Raw genomic sequence first — 16,817 nt, forward strand, 5'->3', positions numbered from 1 at the left:
ACCGCCGTCCGCTTCCAGGGCATCATCCACGACTTCGTCATGCTCAACGCCCTGCGCGAGACCCACGCCGCCGAAGCCGCCATCACCCTCGCCGTGCGCACCCTGCACGCGGCCCTGCACACCGACTGATCCGGGAGCAGGCGTGACCACGAACGAGCCGCCGGAACCGTCGTCCGAGCCGTCCGAGCCGTCGGAGCCGTCCGCCCACGACAGCCACCCGCGCCTGAGGCACCTCAAGGACCAGCTGACCGCGCACCACCGCCGGGCCAAGGCGGAGCGCGAGGAAGCAGAACTGGAGGAGGCCATCGAGACGGCGGCCTTCGACATGGGGACCGACATCGCGCACCCCGCCCCCGACCACACGGATGCCGCCTACGACATCGACACCGACATCGGCGTCGACCCGCGCTAGCCGCCCGCCCAGACCTCGCACAGCCGACAAGGAACTCCCATGACCGACTCCACACCCACCGTCGTCCTCGTGCACGGTGCCTTCGCCGACGCGTCCAGCTTCGCCCGGGTCGTCCCCGAACTGCTGGCCGACGGCCTGAAGGTGCTCGTCCCGGCCGTACCCAACCGCAGCCTCACCGGCGACTCCGCCTACATCGCCTCGGTGGTCCGGGCGATTCCCGGCCCCGTCGTCCTGGTCGGCCACTCCTACGGCGGTGCCGTCATCACCGTCGCGGGCGCCGAGGAGAACGTGCAGGCCCTGGTCTACCTGGCCGGCTACGCCCTGGAGGAGGGCGAGAGCCTCGGCGAGCTCCAGGGCCGGTTCCCGGACTCCGAGCTCGCCTCGGCCCTGGTGTACACGCCGTTCCCGGTCGAGGGCTCGGACGAGCCCGGCACCGACGTCACCGTCGAGACCGACCGGTTCCCCGCGATCTTCGCCCACGACGTGGACCCGGACCTCGCCCGGGTGCTCGCCGTCTCCCAGCGCCCGCTGGCCGGCGCGGCCTTCGCCGAGGCGGCCCCGGTCGCGGCCTGGAAGACCAAGCCGTCCTGGGGCCTGGTGTCGTCCTCGGACCACACCATCAACCCCGACGTCGAGCGCTACGGCTACGAGCGCGCCGGCATGACCACGGTCGAGGTCGACTCCTCCCACCTCGTCATGCTCGCGCACCCGAAGAAGGTCGCGGACCTGATCCGCGAGGCCGTCCGCAACATCACCGACTGACCGGCGAAGGAGAAGCACATGAGACAGATACCGTTCCCGAGAACGAGACGGGCGCGGCTGCTCGCCGCCTCCTGCGTGCTCGCCACAGCCGCCGCCCTGTTCGCCTCCACCTCACAGGTGACCGCGGCCCCGGCGGCGGCAGCCGGCACGGACACCGGCAAGAAGCCGACGATCGTGCTGGTGCACGGCGCCTGGGCCGACGCCTCCAGCTGGAACGCGGTCATGGGCCGTCTCCAGCACGCCGGTTACACCGTCTACGCCCCGCCGAACCCGCTGCGCGGCGTCTCCTCCGACGCCCAGACCCTCGCCTCCTTCCTCGCCACGATCCCCGGCCCGGTGGTCCTGGTCGGCCACTCCTACGGCGGCTTCGTCATCACCAACGCGGCGACGAAGAGCCCCAACGTGAAGGCGCTCGTCTACGACGACGCGTACATCCCCGCCGAGGGCGAGACCGTCTTCCAGATCAACGCGGCGGAGCCCGGCTCGTGCGTCACGGCCGACCCGTCGACGTTCCTGAACCTGGTGCCCTACCCGGGCGGACCCTCCGGCGACGTCGACGCGTACCTCAAGTGGGACGCGAACGGCGCCTACCAGGGCTTCCAGGGCTGCTTCGCCAACGGTGTGCCCACCGCCCAGGCGCGTCTCCTCGCGGCCGGCCAGCGCCCCTTCGCGGTCGGCGCGGGCTCGGAGCCCTCCGGCGCCCCCGCCTGGAAGTCCCTCCCGTCGTGGGCCGTGGTCGGCACCACCGACCACGTCATCGTCCCGGCCGAGCAGCTGGCGATGGCCCGGCGCGCGGGCGCGCACGTCACCGAGGTGAAGGCGGGCCACCTGTCCCTGGTCACCCGCCCCGACGTGGTCACCCGTGTCATCAGGGAGGCGGCCGGCTCGGTCGGCTGACCCGTGGGGCAAACGGCGCACCCCGCACGGGTGACGCCGAGCGGGCCGCGCACCGGTGCCCACCGGGCGCGGCCCGTCCGCATGTAGGTACATGTCATGCGGACAGCGGCGACGAAGGTACGAGCACGGATGCGATCCCCCTGGACCTGGACGGCCCTCGCCGCGGTGACGGGCGTGTGCGGTGCGCTGCCGTTCCTCCTCGCCGGTGGCGACGACCCCCGCCGGCTCTCCGCGGACGAGGCCCGGCGCATGGCCCTCACCCCGTTCCGCGCGTACCGGGACAGCCCGGCCGAGGTGACGGTACGGGCACCGCTGCCCGGCGGTACGGCCGTGGTCCGCGCGGTGGTCGACGAGCACCGGCACCGGGCGGTGGGCTGGTTCGACACGGGGGACGCGGCGGAGCGGGGGCTGCTGGCGTGGGACGGCGCCGGGCTGGAGGTCGCCCGCCCCAAGGTCGACGGCAGCGCGGGCCCGCTGGCGAGACCGGCGTCGACGGCGGAGGCGGTACGGGACGCTGCGCGGCTGAAGCCGACGGCGTGGATCCGCCGCCGCTACGGGCCCGCTTCGCTGGACACGGCCCTGCGCCTGACGCTGTCCCTGGCCGCCGCCCGTCCGGACGACGCACGCCGGATCGCCCGCTCGGGCCGCCGCCACCTGGGGACGGACCGGATCGACGGCCGCCGGTACGACGTCTTCTCCGCCGGAGACGCCCCGCTGAGGTACTGGATCGACGGGGCGGGGCGGCTGCGCCGGGTCAGGGAGGACCTGGACGACGACCGCACGATCGTGGTCGACGTGACGGGGGCGAGGGTACGGACGGGGGTGCCGGAGGGACCGTGGGTGAGGGGCTGAGGTGACGCCCCGTAAGGGGCGCTGGGGGTACCCCCGGCCGAAGGCTGGGGGAGGAACTGCGCGGCCGGCCCCCACCGGCCTGCAGCCGACATACGGCCGCTGTGAACCACCCCCCACCACCTGTGAGTTGAGCGCACTGCCTGTGGATCGCCGTACCACTCCCTGACGCGGCTGATCCGGATGCAAGGATGATGCGCCATGACGGCAGGGTGGTGCGCACGCACGATACGGTCCGCGGTGTTCGCGGCCGTCTGCGTGCTGCTCGCCGCCCTGGGCCACGTCCTGATGTCCGGCAGCCGGGTGCCCGCCTGGGCCCTGGCCGCCGCCCTGGCGCTCACCGGCGCCCTCGGCTGGTCGCTGTCCGGACGCGAACGCGGACTGTCACTGGTCGTCTCCGCCGCGGTCGGCGCCCAGACGGCACTGCACTCCGGCTTCTCCGCGGCCCAGGTGTGGACGAACGGCACGGCACCCATGACGTCGATGGGGTCCGTGCATATGGACATGGCCGGGAACATGGCCGCCATGAACATGGGGCCGATGCACATGGGCCCCGCCCACACCGACCCCGTCGAATACCTGGGCTTCGGCACCGGCGGCACCGCCTCCACCGGCATGTTCGCCGCCCACCTCCTCGCCGCGCTGCTGTGCGGCCTCTGGCTCGGCCACGGCGAACGCGCGGCGTTCCGTATCGTCCGGGCCGTCGCCGGCCGGCTCGTCGCGCCGCTCCGGCTGCTGCTGGCCCTGCCGGCCACCCCCGAGCGCCCGCGACTCCGGCCGCGCCGCCGCTGTTCGGACCGGGCGCCGCGGCTGCTTCTCCTCGTCCACGCGATCACTTCCCGGGGTCCGCCCGTGCGGACGGCTGTCGCCTGACGACAGCTGGTGTTCCGGGGCCGCGCCCACGCGCGCCCCGGACGAACACGGCGGCCGCACGCCCGCCTGAGCCCCGCGCCGCGGCAGGCACCTCACGGCCGTCTTCCCCCGCTCACCTTTCTCACAAGGACACCGAGTGATCACTTCCGTCCTGCCCGCACGCCCTGTGCCGGACGAGAAACGCGACGCGTCGATCACGGCCTGGGCGCTCGCCGCCCGGTCCGGCGACCCGGCCGCCGTGGACGCGTTCGTACGGGCCCTGCACCGCGACGTCCTCCGATACGTCGCCCATCTCTGCGCCGACCCGCAGGCGGTCGACGACCTCGCCCAGGACACGTTCCTGCGCGCGCTGGGCAGCCTGCACCGGTTCGAAGGCCATGGCTCGGCCCGCTCCTGGCTGCTGTCGATCGCCCGCCGGGCCGTCGTGGACAGCCACCGGTACGCCGCCGCCAGGCCCCGCCCGGCGGACGTCCCCGACTGGCAACAGGCCGTCGAGCGGGCCCAGCCGTACGGGCTGCCCGGGTTCGACGACGGCGTCGCGCTCCTCGACCTCCTGGCGGCGCTGCCCGTCGAGCGGCGCGAGGCGTTCGTCCTCACCCAGCTCGTCGGCCTGCCGTACGCGGAGGCCGCCGAGGTCAGCGACTGTCCCGTCGGCACGGTCCGCTCCCGCGTGGCCCGGGCCCGCGAGGCGCTCCAGGATCAGCTGGCCTGAGGACCCTCGGCCGGCTCGCCGAACGCCTTCAGGATGCCCTCGGCGGCCAGTGTCGCCGTCAACGTGCCGTCCCTGACCTGCTGTTCGAGGCCGGGGGCGGCCGCGCGCACCGCCGGGTGGGCGGCGAGCCGGCCGAGCAGTTCGTCCCGGACCATCGACCAGGTCCACCCCACCTGCTGCTCACGGCGCTTCTCGGCGAGCCGCCCGGTGGAGTCGAGCAGCGCCCGGTGCTGCTCAAGCCGCTCCCAGACCAGCTCCAGGCCGGTCGACTCCCGGGCGCTGCAGCTCAGCACCGGGGGAGTCCAGAAGGCGTCCTTGCCGTGCATCAGGCGCAGCGCGCCCGCCAGTTCCCGGGCCGCGGACCGGGCGTCCCGCTCGTGCGGGCCGTCCGCCTTGTTGACGGCGATCACGTCGGCCAGCTCCAGGACGCCCTTCTTGATGCCCTGGAGCTGGTCGCCGGTACGGGCCAGGCTGAGCAGCAGGAAGGAGTCGACCATGTCGGCGACCGCGGTCTCCGACTGGCCGACGCCGACCGTCTCGACCAGGATCACGTCGTATCCGGCCGCCTCCATGACCACCATCGACTCGCGGGTCGCCTTCGCGACACCGCCGAGGGTGCCCGCGCTGGGGGAGGGGCGGACGAAGGCGTTCGGGTCGACGGCGAGGCGCTCCATCCGCGTCTTGTCGCCCAGGATCGAGCCGCCCGTCCGCGTCGACGACGGGTCCACGGCGAGCACCGCGACCCGGTACCCCACCCCCGTCAGCAGGGTGCCGAACGCGTCGATGAACGTCGACTTGCCCACGCCCGGCACCCCGCTGATGCCGATCCGCCGCGCCCGGCCGCTGCGCGGGAGCAGCTCGGTGAGCAACTCCTGCGCCAGCACCCGGTGCTGTGGCCGGGTGGACTCGACGAGGGTGATGGCACGGGCGATCACCGCGCGCCTCCCGTCGAGCACACCCTTCACATAGGCGTCGACATCGATCACAGGTCGTGCCCGAGTTCCGCCGCCAGCCGCTTCACCAGGTCGTGGGCCGCGTCCGGAATCACCGTCCCGGGCGGGAACACGGCCGTGGCACCCATCTCCAGGAGGGTCGGCACGTCCTGCGGCGGGATCACCCCGCCGACCACGATCATGATGTCCGCCCGGCCCTCCTCGGCGAGCTGCTCGCGCAGCGCCGGTACGAGGGTGAGGTGGCCGGCCGCCAGCGAGGACACGCCGACCACGTGGACGTCCGCCTCCACCGCCTGGCGGGCGACCTCCTCCGGGGTCTGGAACAGCGGGCCGACGTCGACGTCGAAGCCGAGGTCGGCGAAGGCGGTCGCGATCACCTTCTGGCCGCGGTCGTGACCGTCCTGGCCCATCTTGGCGACCAGGATGCGCGGGCGGCGCCCCTCGGCCTCGTCGAACGCGTCGACCAGGGCCCGGGTGCGGTCCACGTTCGGGGACTCGCCTGCTTCGTTGCGGTACACACCGGAGATCGTACGGATCTGGCTCGCGTGCCGGCCGTACACCTTCTCCAGGGCGTCCGAGATCTCGCCGACGGTCGCCTTGGCGCGGGCCGCGTGCACCGCCAGCTCCAGCAGGTTGCCGTCGCCGTCCGCCGCCCGGGTCAGCGCGTCGAGCGCGTCCCGGCACGCCGTCTCGTCCCGCTCCGCGCGCAGCCGCCGCAGCTTCTCGATCTGCTGGGCGCGCACCGAGGAGTTGTCGACCTTGAGGACCTCGATCTGCTCGTCGCTGTCCACCCGGTACTTGTTGACGCCGATCACCGGCTGCCGTCCCGAGTCGATCCGGGCCTGGGTGCGGGCCGCCGCCTCCTCCACGCGCAGCTTCGGGATGCCGGCGTCGATGGCCTGCGCCATGCCGCCGGCCTGCTCGACCTCCTGGATGTGCGCCCAGGCCTTGCGGGCGAGGTCGTACGTCAGCCGCTCCACGTAGGCGCTGCCGCCCCACGGGTCGATGACCCGGGTCGTGCCCGACTCCTGCTGGATGAGCAGCTGGGTGTTGCGGGCGATCCGCGCCGAGAAGTCGGTGGGCAGGGCGAGGGCCTCGTCGAGGGCGTTGGTGTGCAGCGACTGGGTGTGGCCCTGGGTCGCGGCCATCGCCTCCACGGCCGTACGCGTGACGTTGTTGAAGACGTCCTGTGCGGTCAGCGACCAGCCCGAGGTCTGCGAATGGGTGCGCAGGGAGAGGGACTTGGTGTTCTGCGGCTCGAACTGCGAGACCAGCTTGGCCCACAGGAGCCGGGCCGCGCGCAGCTTGGCGATCTCCATGAAGAAGTTCATGCCGATCGCCCAGAAGAAGGAGAGCCGGGGCGCGAACGCGTCCACGTCCAGGCCGGCTTCGCGTCCCGCCCGGATGTACTCGACGCCGTCCGCCAGCGTGTAAGCCAGCTCCAGGTCGGCCGTGGCACCCGCTTCCTGGATGTGGTAGCCGGAGATGGAGATCGAGTTGTAGCGGGGCATCCGCTGCGAGGTGTACGCGAAGATGTCGGAGATGATCCGCATCGACGGCTTCGGCGGATAGATGTAGGTGTTGCGGACCATGAACTCCTTGAGGATGTCGTTCTGGATGGTCCCGGCCAGCTTCTCGGGCGGTACGCCCTGTTCCTCGGCCGCCACGATGTACAGCGCGAGCACCGGCAGCACGGCGCCGTTCATCGTCATCGACACGGTCATCCGGTCCAGCGGGATGCCGTCGAACAGCTGGCGCATGTCGTAGATCGAGTCGATGGCCACGCCCGCCATGCCGACGTCACCGGTCACCCGCGGGTGGTCGCTGTCGTAACCCCGGTGCGTGGGCAGGTCGAAGGCGACCGACAGGCCCTTCTGGCCGGCCGCCAGGTTGCGCCGGTAGAACGCGTTGGACTCCTCGGCGGTGGAGAAGCCCGCGTACTGGCGGATGGTCCAGGGCTGGTTGACGTACATCGTGGGGTACGGGCCGCGCAGGTACGGCGCGATGCCCGGGTAGGTCCCGAGGAAGTCGAGGCCCTCCAGGTCACGGCCGGTGTAGAGCGGTTTGACCCCGATGCCCTCGGGGGTCTCCCACAGCGGCAGGTCACCGCCGGCCGCCCGCCATTCCTCGGGGCTGCCGTCGGTGACGGGGGTCCCCAGCTCGATGCCGGAGAAGTCGGGGATTCCCATCAGGACACTCCCATGCGGTCGAGGGTCTCGGACAGCACGGCCACGGCGTCGCAGCCCGCGAAGACGTAGGAGTCGACACCGGCGAACTCGCCCCGGCCCGCGAGGACCACGTGCCGGGCGCCGGCCGCCTTCAGCGATGCGGCGGTCTGTGCGGCCTGTTCGGCGTAGAGCGCGTCGCTGGAGCAGAGCACCGCCTCGGTGGCGCCGCTCTCCTCGAAGCTGCCCTCGGTGACGGGTTCGATGCCGCCGGCCTGGAAGAGGTTGGCGGCGAAGCCGGCGCGGGCGGTGTACGCGGCGGCGGGGCCGAGCGTCGCCAGGTAGATCCGGGGGCGGCTGCCCGTGGCCGCGAGGTGGGCGTCGGAGCGGGCGCGCAGCTCCTCGTACGCCTCGTCGCGGCGGACGCGGGGCAGGCCGCCCGACGGCGGCTCGGGCGCGGGCTCGCGCACGACCGGCTTCTCGGCGAGGAACGGGAACTCGCTGACGCCGGTGACGGGTTCGCGGCGCTTGGCGAGCTTCTTGGAGCGCTCGGCCCAGGTGGTCGCCAGGTCCGTGCGCAGGCGGCCGGAGCGGAGCACGGCCGCCTGGCCGCCGTCCCGCTCGATGCTCCGGAAGAACTCCCAGGCCGCGTGGGCGAGTTCGTCGGTCAGCTTCTCCACGTACCAGGAGCCGCCCGCAGGGTCGATGACCCGGGCCAGGTGGGACTCCTCGATGAGGATCGTCGAGGTGTTGCGGGCGATCCGGCGGGCGAACGCGTCCGGCAGGCCGATCGCGTGGTCGAACGGCAGCACGGTGACGGAGTCGGCGCCGCTCACCCCGGCGGCCAGCGTCGCGACCGTCGTACGGAGCATGTTCACCCACGGGTCGCGGCGGCTCATCATCACCGGCGAGGTGACGGCGTGCTGCACCTGCGCGCCCGCGTCGGCGGCCCCGCTGACCTCGGCGACCCGCGCCCACAGCCGGCGGGCCGCGCGCAGCTTGGCGATGGTCAGGAACTGGTCGGCGGTCGCCGCGTACCGGAACTCCAGCTGCCCGAGGGCCTGTTCGATGCCGAGACCGGCCTCGGTCAGCTCGCGCAGGCAGGCCACCCCGGTGGCCAGCGAGGCACCCAGTTCCTGTGCGGCCGAGCCGCCCGCCTCGTGGTACGGAAGCGCGTCCACGGTCAGCGCGCGCAGGCCCGGGAACTCCGTGGCGCACCGCTTCGCCAGGTCGGCGACGGGAGCGAAGGGGAGGGCGGTACCGGTGCGGGCCTCGTACCCCAGCGGGTCGGCGCCCAGGTTGCCGCGGACCGCTTTGGGGTCGACGCCCTTCTCGTCGTACAGCCGGAACAGCTCGGCCGCCGCCGCCTCGGTGTCCCGGCCGGCGTCCAGGACCACCGGGGCCAGGTCCAGGTAGACGCCGTCGAGGGCGCGGGCGAGGCCGGGCACCGGGATGCCGCCCCGGCCCACGAGCAGCCAGAGCGAGGTGACGCCGTTCTCCAGATCGGTGAGGAGCGCGCCGTCGGGGGCGGCCGTGTGCCGCTGCCGTACGTCCCAGCCGCCCGCGACGCCGCCCTCCGGACGGCCACCGCGCACGTACGGCGCGAAGCCGGGCAGACCGGGGTCGGGGGCGGTGTCGCGCGCCGTGTACAGGGGACGGGTGCGCAGCCCGTCCTCCAGCGTCGTGGACAGGGCGTCCTCGGCGGCCTCGCCCGAGACTTCCCTGCCGGACTTGCGCAGCACACCCTCGACCAGGCGTTGCCACTGCTCTTGCGTCGCGTCAGGGAACTCGGCGGCCAGTGGGAGCCCGTCGTCAGGCAGGACCGTCATGCTCGGATGCTAGGGCAGAGCGCCAAAAGTGCACGGGTGGCAGGGCTGTGACCTTGCCCTCGCCGTGGTTGTGACCTGCGCCTCCCGGGGGTGAAGTGACCGGATTCGTACGGTCAGGGCGTGTCGTCGGCGAGCTCCGGGATCAGTGCGCACAGCGCCTCGCGCTGCTCCGGACCGATGACGTGGCCGACCGCCTGGCCGACCGTCCCGGCGAGCGCGGCGGAGGCGTCCTGGATCTGGCGGCGGGCCTTGTCGGTGAGGGCGACCTCGATGCCCCGCTTGTCGCCGCAGGCGGCCTTGCGGGTGACGAGACCGGCGTGCTGGAGGCAGGCGATCTGGTAGGTGAGGCGGGTCTTGGGGCGGCCCAGGAGCTCGGCGATCCGGGTCATGCGCAGGCCCTCGCGCTCCACTTCGGCCAGCAGGCACAGGATCAGGAACTCGTCGTGGGAGACGTCCAGCGTCTCCTTCACGACCGAGCGCAGCCGCTGCTCCACCGCACCGGTCGCGGCCAGCAGCAGCATCCATGCGCGCAGTTCGGCCGGGAGCAGCCCGCCGCCCGCGTGGGACGGACATTCGGGCAGCTCTGCGGGGTGTTCCTGGTCGGCGGCCATGACATCGAGTCTACCTGTTGTCCAAATTTGGATATTGGGCTAGCGTGCAGTCATCCCTTTAGTCATCCAAATTTGAACCATCAATGGATCGGAGTACGGCCATGACCGTCACCGTGGAAACCGGCCTCTGGCAGCTCGACCCGACCGCCTCCACCGTCGCCCTCCGGCACAAGTCGGTGTGGGGCCTGGTCACCGTCAAGGGCACCTTCACGGGCGTCACCGGCCGGGGCGAGGTCACCGCCGACGGCGCCGCCACCGGCAGCCTGACCATCGACGCGGCCTCCCTGGACACCAAGAACAAGAAGCGGGACGACCACCTGCGCTCGGCCGACTTCTTCGACGCCGGGAACCACCCGGAGATCACCTTCGCGGTGCGCGGCGCCGAGCGGGGCGCGGGCGACGCGGTGCACGTCGACGGTCAGCTCACCGTCCGTGGCATCAGCAGGCCGCAGCAGGTCACCGCGAAGCTGGTCTCGGCGGACGCCGACGGGCTCACGCTGGAGGCGGAGTTCACGGTGGTGCGCGAGGAGTTCGGCGTCACGTTCAACCAGATGCGCATGATGGGCGGCCCGACCACGGTGACCGCCACCCTGCGCTTCACCCGCGCGGCGGCCTGACCTGGCGCCCCGCGGCCTGGCGGACCGTCCGGCTGATCCGCACGTCCTGGCTGGACAGCGTCTGCGGATCCGCGGTGAAGGCGCGCAGCCGGATCCGGGTGCTCGGCTTGACGGGGATGCCGAACCGGCCGTTCGAGGGCTTGAGTTCGACACTCGCCGTGCCGTGCCCGGGGATCGTCGCCGGCCCCCGCACCAGCAGCCAGTACCTGCTCATGCCCTGGCCGGTGGTGAGCGTGTAGTGCGGGGTGAGCGGGACGCTCCCCGTGTTGACCACCTTCAGCGTCATCGCCCTGACCACCTCGGCCTGGTGCCCGGTGCGCCGCAGAGCGGTGATCTCCATCCGCAGCGGCGGCCGGCCGGAGACCGCGAGCGCCGCGCTCACCAGCGCCGGGGTGAGCAGCAGGACGACCGTCACGATCAGGGCGGGGCGGCGGCGGGGTCCGGTCAGCAGGGCCGGGCGCGGCTGCCAGGCGTGCTCGAACTCCGAGAGCGGGGCGGTGACGGCCGCCGCCAGCCACAGCGGGGTCATCAGCAGGTAGTAGCCGTCCTGGGAGCGGGTCGCCAGGAAGAAGGCGAGCCACGGCAGCACGGTCGCGGCCGGCCCGAGACGGCGTACGAAGAGCACGAACAGGCCCAGCAGGGCCGCCGCGAGGAGCATGCTCGCGTGCGAGTACCAGTCGATGCGGTCGCTGCCGTTCGTGTAGTAGAGCGTGATGTCCACCAGGCCCTGGCCGTGCACCACGGCACCCTGGATGAGCGGCAGCGCGATCCCGCGCAGCCAGCGGCCGGGCTCGGACGCGATGAAGTACGTGTTGATCAGCAGCCACACCGTGACGGCCACCCCGGCGATCCGCAGGACCACCAGGGCGGCGGCCCGGCCGCCGAGCTCCCCGCGCCGCACCGCGTAGACGCCGGCCAGCAGGAACGGTGTGACGAACCACGGCAGTTGCTGCGCCGCGCACGCGGCCCCGAGGCACGCGGCCCGCGCGATCCCGGCCGCGCCCAGCCGGCCGCCCTGCCCGATCCGCGGCCAGCGCACCACCACCGGGATCAGCAGCGCCAGGGCGATGACCGCCGGGTAGCCGACCCGGGCGTACGTCGACAGGAAGCCGAAGCCCAGGCAGGACAGCGTCGCCGCCGACCGCCACGGCACCGGGAGCATCCGCCACAGCACGACCGTGCCGGTGATCAGGGCGCCCGCGCACACCGCCGTCGCGGGGGCGCCGTGGTGGCCGAGCCACAGGAACGGGACGGTCAGCAGCGGGGCCAGCGGGGGATAGCCGTACGTGTAGTCGTAGCCGCCGCCTATCGTCGGTGTGAGGGCGACCCCCTTGCTGCCGAACAGCCAGGGCCAGGGCTGTCCGTACACCGGGTGGCCGGCGAGGAGTTCCCTGGCGGCCTGGGTGGTGAGGGCGCCCTCGTCGCCGCCGTTGTGGTTCAGCACCCAGGCACACAGAGCCAGCGCCACCGCCGTGACCAGGACCACCAGGTCGAGGCGGGCCAGCGACCGGGTGCTGCGGACGGTCAGCGTCAGCACGCCGGTCACCAGGATCGAGACGTAGCAGAGGGAGATCAGCGCCGCCAGGACCTGGTGGTGCGTCACCGCCTGCGTCCACACCGACCGGGTACCGATGAACAGACCGATGTCGGCGAGGAGGGTCAGGACCCGGTGCCAGGGGGCCGGGGCTCCGGCATCGCCCGGGGCGGCGGACACCGCCGACTGTGTCCGCCGGTCGGGTGTCACCTGTTGTGTTTCTGCCAAGTGCACGGACCGGACGGTAATCGCGGGCGGTGAGCGGGGCGTCACAGGAGGAGAAGAGTCCGGTGTGAGGGCGGTAAGAAGCCCCCAATGCGCGGCAATCGCCTCAATAGTGACAAGATCACTTCTTTCGTGCGCGGGCACCCGGAAACGCTCCCACCTCGTGTCGGTGTTGGGCCGAACGGGTGACTTGGCGTAAGAATTGGCTGGTGCAGGCATCGAGTGCGAGTCAGGTCAGGGGGAGCCGGTGAGCCGTTACGACGTCACCGATGAACAGTGGGAGGGGCTCGCCCAGGTGGTGCCGCTGCGGGGCCGCGACGCCTGGCCGTCGGCAGTGGACCACCGGGCGCTGCCGGAAGCGGAGACCGAGACGCGCCGCCGTTTCGTCGTCCTGCGGGTCAACGTCTTCGCCGACGCCCGCGATGTCGCCGAGACCCTGATGGCCGGGATACCGGTCCTGCTCGACCTCACCGGCGCCGAGACGGAGGTCGCCAAGCGCGTCCTCGACTTCAGCACGGGCGTGGTCTTCGGCCTGGCCAGCGGGATGCACCGGGTCGACCGCAACGTCTTCCTCCTCACCCCGCCCGGCACGGAGGTCGGCGGGCTGATGGAGGGTGCGGGGGTCTCGGGAGGCTGACGGCCGGTCCGGCGGAGCGGCCGGGCCGGGCCGCAGGACGGCCGGGGCATCCCCCGATCGAAGGAAGAGCGCGTGGGCGGAACGGTTCGGCTGTTCCGCGGAGTCCTACGGTCCGCGTATGGACGTCTCCTCAGCCCCGTCCGCCGGATCCGATCGCTCGGCGGAGCCGGTGCCGCGCGCCCGCCCGGGCCGCCCGGACACCCCGCCTCAGCCCGCACCCCCCGCCCTTCCCGTACCCCCCGACCCCACCCCCCGTCGTGACCCCCGCCCCCGCGTCACCGAACTCCGGCTCTCCGCCTTCGCCCGGCATCGTGGTGCGACCTTTCCCGTCGGGCAGGTCACCCTGTTCGCCGGGCCCAGCGGGAGCGGGAAGAGCGCGGCGCTCGCGGCCTACGAGGCGCTCGCCCGGCTCGGGGGCGGCGCCGCGCTCGCGGAGGTGTTCCCGGCCCCGGGCGCGCTGGTGCCGGAGCGGGCCCGGCCCGACGCGCAGCGGCGCAGGGGGTTCCGCATCGGATGTACGGCCGACGGTGCCGAGGGACCGGTGCGGCTCGACCTCGCCGTGCAGGCCGAGCCGGAACTGCGCATCGTCGGCGAACGGCTGACCGCGGGCGGCCTCGTGCTCCTGGAGACCGCGCTGCGCGACCCGAGCCGCCCGGCCGTGCAGGCCGCCTGGCACACCGCGGGCTCCGCGCCGGTGACCCGGGCGCCGCTCCCCGACGACCGCCTCGGCACCGCCCTGCTGCCGCTGCGCGTCGCCGGGAAGACGGACGGGCAGCGGCAGGTCCTCGCCGCCGCCGAGCAGATGGTCGTCGCCCTGCGGTCGGTGTTCCCCTGTGACCCGCGGCCCGAATGCATGCGGACCCCCGTACGCACCGGCTCCGGCCGGCTGCTGCGCGGCTGCGACAACCTCGCCGACGTCCTGTGGCGCACCCGCGCCGAATGCGGCCGCCGGCACGGCCTGCTCGTCGACGCGGTGCGCACCGGCTGCGCCGGCCCCGTCGTCGACCTGCTCGCCGAACCGCTCGGCGACGGCACGGTACGGGCGCTCCTCGACCGCGGCGACGGCCACCGCACGGAACTGGAGCGGCTCGGCGACGGCGAACTGCGCTACCTCGCCCTCGCCCTGGTCCTCTTCACCGGACCCGGCGTCCTGGCGGTCGACGCGCCCGGCGAGGTGCCCGACGCCATGCGCGGCCTCACCGTCCTCGCCGACGGCTTCGACCGCGCCCTCGACCCGGGCCAGCGCGCCGAACTCCTGCGTACGGCCGTCCTGATGGGCGAACGCGGCCACATCCGGCTCGTCGGCGCGGTGAGCGACGCGTCATGGGCCGAGGGAACGGCGGCGATCACAGTGGTACACCTGGACGCGTGACCGACGAACCCCTCGACGTGGCGGGACTCCGGCGCCGGCTGGCGGAGTTCGCCGCCGCCCGCGACTGGCGGCAGTACCACACCCCCAAGAACCTGGCCTCCGCCCTCAGTGTGGAGGCGTCCGAACTGGTCGAGATCTTCCAGTGGTTGACCCCGGAGGAGTCGTCCCGGGTGATGGCCGACCCCGGCACCGCCCACCGGGTCACGGACGAGGTCGCCGACGTCCTCGCCTATCTCCTCCAGCTCTGCGACGTCCTGGACATCGACCCGCTGGCCGCACTGGCCGCGAAGATCGACCGCAACGAGAAGCGGTTCCCGCCCGTCTGACGGACCGTCGGATCGCCGGAGCGCCCGACCGCCGGGCGGCGCGGGCAAGGAGTACGGCATTCCAATTTAACGCTCAGTATCCAATACCCCGCCCGAATCCGAATTGTTGTCCACAGATTTCCGTCTTCCCCTGGCTCCGCGTCTCAGGAACCCTCACTCTGGGTAGTGAACTACTGAGTGCGGCAAGGCAGTTCGGACCGACGGGGACGGGGCGACGGATGGACGCGATGCGGCTCATCGTGGCGAGCAGACAGGCGCTGGCGCACGGCGCGGGCGTTCCGGAGATGATGACCGAGGTGTGGCAGGCCCAGGCCCTGGCCCAGGCGATCGGCAGCCGGCTGGCCGTATCCGGCCCGCCCGAGCTGCGCGGCGAGGCCCTCGGCCTGACCGAGCTGGCGGGCCGGGGCTGCGGCGTGCTGGGCACCCCCGACCTGGACCCCGGCACCCTGCGCGCCGCCCAGCTCACCGAACTGGACGACGCCCGCCTGACCCTGCTGAGCCTCGGCGGCCTCCTGGCCGAGGCCGGCATCGCGCTGGTCGGCATGGCCAGTGCCGCGGCCGACGAGGCGACGTACTGGCAGTGCATGGAGGCCATCGACGCGGCCGACGAGTCCCGGGACAGGGTCCTGGAGATGCTCCGCAAGCTGGCGGCCCGGGAGGAGGTCCACGACGGCTAGGACGTGTCTCCTAGCCCAGGTCGGCCTCTTCCCTCGGGGGCCGCTGCAGGTCCGCGTCCAGTGCGGAGAGGTCCGCGTTCAACGCCGCCATGAGCTCCTCCATCTGCTGGAGCAGCCCCTTCGGCTGACCGGACGAGGGGCCACCCCGTTGTGGAACGGACTCTTCGGACAAGACGGCCTCCTCGGCCCCCCGGCCCGCCGTCGGCGACGGGCCACGAACGACGCGCGGCGACGGCGACCGTCCGGCGCGGGTGCCGGACGGCCCGGCTCCCCCCACCCAACGATCACCGCACAGGCCGGTCACTGGCCCGCGCCGCCCGGCGGCCCGGCCGTTGACGATATTCACCCGAGGGTGGACGCCCGTGACAGGCGGTGCCGATGCCGTTGACGGGGCGGGGGCCGTGCAGGATAGGTGTATGGACCTTCGTATCTTCACCGAGCCCCAGCAGGGCGCGAGCTACGACACCCTCCTCACCGTCGCCAAGGCCACCGAGGACCTCGGTTTCGACGCCTTCTTCCGGTCCGACCACTATCTGAAGATGGGCGACGTGGACGGCCTGCCCGGCCCCACCGACGCCTGGATCACCCTCGCCGGACTCGCCCGCGAGACCAAGCGGATCCGCCTCGGCACCCTCATGACCGCAGGAACCTTCCGGCTGCCCGGCGTGCTCGCCATCCAGGTCGCCCAGGTCGACCAGATGTCCGGCGGCCGGGTCGAACTCGGCCTCGGCGCGGGCTGGTTCGAGGAGGAGCACAAGGCGTACGGCATCCCCTTCCCGAAGGAGAAGTTCGGCCGCCTGGAGGAGCAGCTGGCGATCGTCACCGGACTCTGGGAGACCAAGCTCGGCGACACCTTCGACTTCCACGGCACCTACTACGACCTCACCGGCTCGCCCGCGCTGCCCAAGCCCGCCCAGGCGCGGATCCCGGTCCTGATCGGCGGCCACGGCGCCAGCCGCACCCCGAAGTTGACCGCGCGGTACGCCGACGAGTTCAACATGCCGTTCGCCTCGGTCGAGGACAGCGAGCGGCAGTTCGGCCGGGTGCGGGCCGCCGTCGAGGCGGCAGGGCGCGGGGCGGACGAGCTGACGTACTCCAACGCCCTCGTGGTCTGCGTCGGCAAGGACGACCAGGAGGTCGCCCGCCGCGCCGCCGCGATCGGCCGCGAGGTCGCCGAACTGAAGGAGAACGGCCTGGCCGGCACCCCCGCCGAGGTCGTCGAGAAGATCGGCCGCTACGCCGAGATCGGCTCCCGCCGCTTCTACCTCCAGATCCTCGACCTTTCCGACCTGGACCACCTGGAGCTGATCTCCGCCCAGGTCCAGCCGCAGCTGTCGTAACCGGCCGGGGTCGCGCATCCGGCCGG

18 protein-coding genes and 1 pseudogene are annotated in these 16,817 nt (G+C 72.9%); 13 read left to right on the top strand and 6 right to left on the bottom strand.

The features are described 5' to 3' along the window. The 7 genes and pseudogenes from ABT137_RS43655 to ABT137_RS43685 form a co-directional block, all read left to right on the top strand. Nucleotides 1-129, top strand: a pseudogene (locus ABT137_RS43655) (esterase); the annotation flags it as partial. Nucleotides 130-142: 13 nt separating this feature from the next. Then, nucleotides 143-412, top strand: a complete 270-nt coding sequence (locus ABT137_RS43660; RefSeq protein ID WP_351717946.1) for a hypothetical protein — start codon at nucleotides 143-145, stop codon at nucleotides 410-412. Nucleotides 413-451: 39 nt separating this feature from the next. Continuing rightward, entirely contained in the window at nucleotides 452-1,174 is a 723-nt protein-coding gene (locus tag ABT137_RS43665) for an alpha/beta fold hydrolase (protein ID WP_351717948.1), read from the top strand. Between the two features lie 18 nt (nucleotides 1,175-1,192). Next, entirely contained in the window at nucleotides 1,193-2,071 is an 879-nt protein-coding gene (locus tag ABT137_RS43670) for an alpha/beta fold hydrolase (RefSeq protein WP_351717950.1), read from the top strand. A 129-nt stretch (nucleotides 2,072-2,200) separates the two neighbouring features. After that, a complete protein-coding gene (locus tag ABT137_RS43675) occupies nucleotides 2,201-2,923 on the top strand; it encodes a hypothetical protein (RefSeq protein ID WP_351717952.1) in 723 nt (240 codons plus the stop codon). 198 nt (nucleotides 2,924-3,121) lie between these two features. After that, entirely contained in the window at nucleotides 3,122-3,793 is a 672-nt protein-coding gene (locus ABT137_RS43680) for a hypothetical protein (protein ID WP_351717954.1), read from the top strand. Nucleotides 3,794-3,929: 136 nt separating this feature from the next. Then, a complete protein-coding gene (locus tag ABT137_RS43685; RefSeq protein WP_351717956.1) occupies nucleotides 3,930-4,505 on the top strand; it encodes a sigma-70 family RNA polymerase sigma factor in 576 nt (191 codons plus the stop codon). Here ABT137_RS43685 and meaB read toward each other — a convergent pair. The 4 genes from meaB to ABT137_RS43705 all read right to left on the bottom strand — a co-directional run bounded on the left by meaB (nucleotide 4,493) and on the right by ABT137_RS43705 (nucleotide 10,063). Further along, on the bottom strand, nucleotides 4,493-5,491 hold the full coding sequence (gene meaB / locus ABT137_RS43690; protein WP_351717958.1) for a methylmalonyl Co-A mutase-associated GTPase MeaB: 999 nt from the start codon (nucleotides 5,489-5,491) through the stop codon (nucleotides 4,493-4,495). The two genes, ABT137_RS43685 and meaB, sit on opposite strands and share 13 nt — an antisense overlap. Beyond that, complete coding sequence (scpA, locus tag ABT137_RS43695; protein ID WP_351717960.1) at nucleotides 5,488-7,647, bottom strand: methylmalonyl-CoA mutase; 2,160 nt, start codon at nucleotides 7,645-7,647, stop codon at nucleotides 5,488-5,490. Before scpA ends, meaB begins: the two co-directional genes overlap by 4 nt. Next, nucleotides 7,647-9,452 carry a methylmalonyl-CoA mutase family protein gene (locus tag ABT137_RS43700; RefSeq protein ID WP_351717962.1) on the bottom strand — a complete coding sequence of 602 codons (1,806 nt, stop codon included), beginning with the start codon at nucleotides 9,450-9,452 and terminating at the stop codon, nucleotides 7,647-7,649. Before ABT137_RS43700 ends, scpA begins: the two co-directional genes overlap by 1 nt. 113 nt (nucleotides 9,453-9,565) lie before the next feature. Then, on the bottom strand, nucleotides 9,566-10,063 hold the full coding sequence (locus ABT137_RS43705; RefSeq protein WP_351717963.1) for a MarR family winged helix-turn-helix transcriptional regulator: 498 nt from the start codon (nucleotides 10,061-10,063) through the stop codon (nucleotides 9,566-9,568). Between the two features lie 101 nt (nucleotides 10,064-10,164). Between ABT137_RS43705 and ABT137_RS43710 the strand changes: the two genes are divergently transcribed. Further along, a complete protein-coding gene (locus ABT137_RS43710; RefSeq protein WP_351717965.1) occupies nucleotides 10,165-10,680 on the top strand; it encodes a YceI family protein in 516 nt (171 codons plus the stop codon). Here the strand turns inward: ABT137_RS43710 and ABT137_RS43715 are convergent. After that, a complete protein-coding gene (locus tag ABT137_RS43715) occupies nucleotides 10,661-12,448 on the bottom strand; it encodes a hypothetical protein (RefSeq protein WP_502984670.1) in 1,788 nt (595 codons plus the stop codon). The two genes, ABT137_RS43710 and ABT137_RS43715, sit on opposite strands and share 20 nt — an antisense overlap. Before the next feature lie 238 nt (nucleotides 12,449-12,686). Between ABT137_RS43715 and ABT137_RS43720 the strand changes: the two genes are divergently transcribed. From ABT137_RS43720 to ABT137_RS43735, 4 genes are all read left to right on the top strand, one after another. Further along, complete coding sequence (locus tag ABT137_RS43720; protein ID WP_351717967.1) at nucleotides 12,687-13,076, top strand: cell division protein SepF; 390 nt, start codon at nucleotides 12,687-12,689, stop codon at nucleotides 13,074-13,076. Between the two features lie 118 nt (nucleotides 13,077-13,194). After that, nucleotides 13,195-14,448, top strand: coding sequence for an AAA family ATPase (locus ABT137_RS43725; protein ID WP_351717969.1), 1,254 nt, complete (start codon nucleotides 13,195-13,197; stop codon nucleotides 14,446-14,448). Beyond that, the gene (locus ABT137_RS43730; RefSeq protein WP_351717971.1) at nucleotides 14,400-14,774 is read left to right on the top strand and encodes a nucleotide pyrophosphohydrolase; all 375 of its coding nucleotides are present in this window, start codon (nucleotides 14,400-14,402) and stop codon (nucleotides 14,772-14,774) included. The genes ABT137_RS43725 and ABT137_RS43730 overlap by 49 nt, the downstream gene beginning before the upstream one ends. A gap of 218 nt (nucleotides 14,775-14,992) precedes the next feature. Next, entirely contained in the window at nucleotides 14,993-15,451 is a 459-nt protein-coding gene (locus tag ABT137_RS43735) for a DUF6099 family protein (RefSeq protein WP_351717973.1), read from the top strand. 10 nt (nucleotides 15,452-15,461) lie between these two features. Here the strand turns inward: ABT137_RS43735 and ABT137_RS43740 are convergent, their stop codons facing one another. After that, on the bottom strand, nucleotides 15,462-15,623 hold the full coding sequence (locus tag ABT137_RS43740) for a hypothetical protein (protein ID WP_351717975.1): 162 nt from the start codon (nucleotides 15,621-15,623) through the stop codon (nucleotides 15,462-15,464). Nucleotides 15,624-15,867: 244 nt separating this feature from the next. Here ABT137_RS43740 and ABT137_RS43745 point away from each other — a divergent pair, with 244 nt between their 5' ends. Further along, on the top strand, nucleotides 15,868-16,791 hold the full coding sequence (locus ABT137_RS43745) for an LLM class F420-dependent oxidoreductase (RefSeq protein ID WP_351717977.1): 924 nt from the start codon (nucleotides 15,868-15,870) through the stop codon (nucleotides 16,789-16,791). The last annotated feature ends 26 nt before the right edge of the window (nucleotides 16,792-16,817 follow it).

The sequence above is a fragment of the Streptomyces sp. NPDC001980 genome, assembly GCF_040296885.1.
Classification (GTDB): Bacteria; Actinomycetota; Actinomycetes; order Streptomycetales; family Streptomycetaceae; genus Streptomyces.

Bases quoted from the DNA above. Each gene is read 5' to 3' on its own strand.
- ABT137_RS43665 (WP_351717948.1), top strand. From the start codon at position 452: ATGACCGACTCCACACCCACCGTCGTCCTCGTGCACGGTGCCTTCGCC.
- ABT137_RS43670 (WP_351717950.1), top strand. From the start codon at position 1,193: ATGAGACAGATACCGTTCCCGAGAACGAGACGGGCGCGGCTGCTCGCC.
- ABT137_RS43675 (WP_351717952.1), top strand. From the start codon at position 2,201: ATGCGATCCCCCTGGACCTGGACGGCCCTCGCCGCGGTGACGGGCGTG.
- ABT137_RS43680 (WP_351717954.1), top strand. From the start codon at position 3,122: ATGACGGCAGGGTGGTGCGCACGCACGATACGGTCCGCGGTGTTCGCG.
- scpA (WP_351717960.1), bottom strand. From the start codon at position 7,647: ATGGGAATCCCCGACTTCTCCGGCATCGAGCTGGGGACCCCCGTCACC.
- ABT137_RS43700 (WP_351717962.1), bottom strand. From the start codon at position 9,452: ATGACGGTCCTGCCTGACGACGGGCTCCCACTGGCCGCCGAGTTCCCT.
- ABT137_RS43705 (WP_351717963.1), bottom strand. From the start codon at position 10,063: ATGGCCGCCGACCAGGAACACCCCGCAGAGCTGCCCGAATGTCCGTCC.
- ABT137_RS43710 (WP_351717965.1), top strand. From the start codon at position 10,165: ATGACCGTCACCGTGGAAACCGGCCTCTGGCAGCTCGACCCGACCGCC.
- ABT137_RS43725 (WP_351717969.1), top strand. From the start codon at position 13,195: ATGGACGTCTCCTCAGCCCCGTCCGCCGGATCCGATCGCTCGGCGGAG.
- ABT137_RS43730 (WP_351717971.1), top strand. From the start codon at position 14,400: ATGGGCCGAGGGAACGGCGGCGATCACAGTGGTACACCTGGACGCGTG.
- ABT137_RS43735 (WP_351717973.1), top strand. From the start codon at position 14,993: ATGGACGCGATGCGGCTCATCGTGGCGAGCAGACAGGCGCTGGCGCAC.
- ABT137_RS43745 (WP_351717977.1), top strand. From the start codon at position 15,868: ATGGACCTTCGTATCTTCACCGAGCCCCAGCAGGGCGCGAGCTACGAC.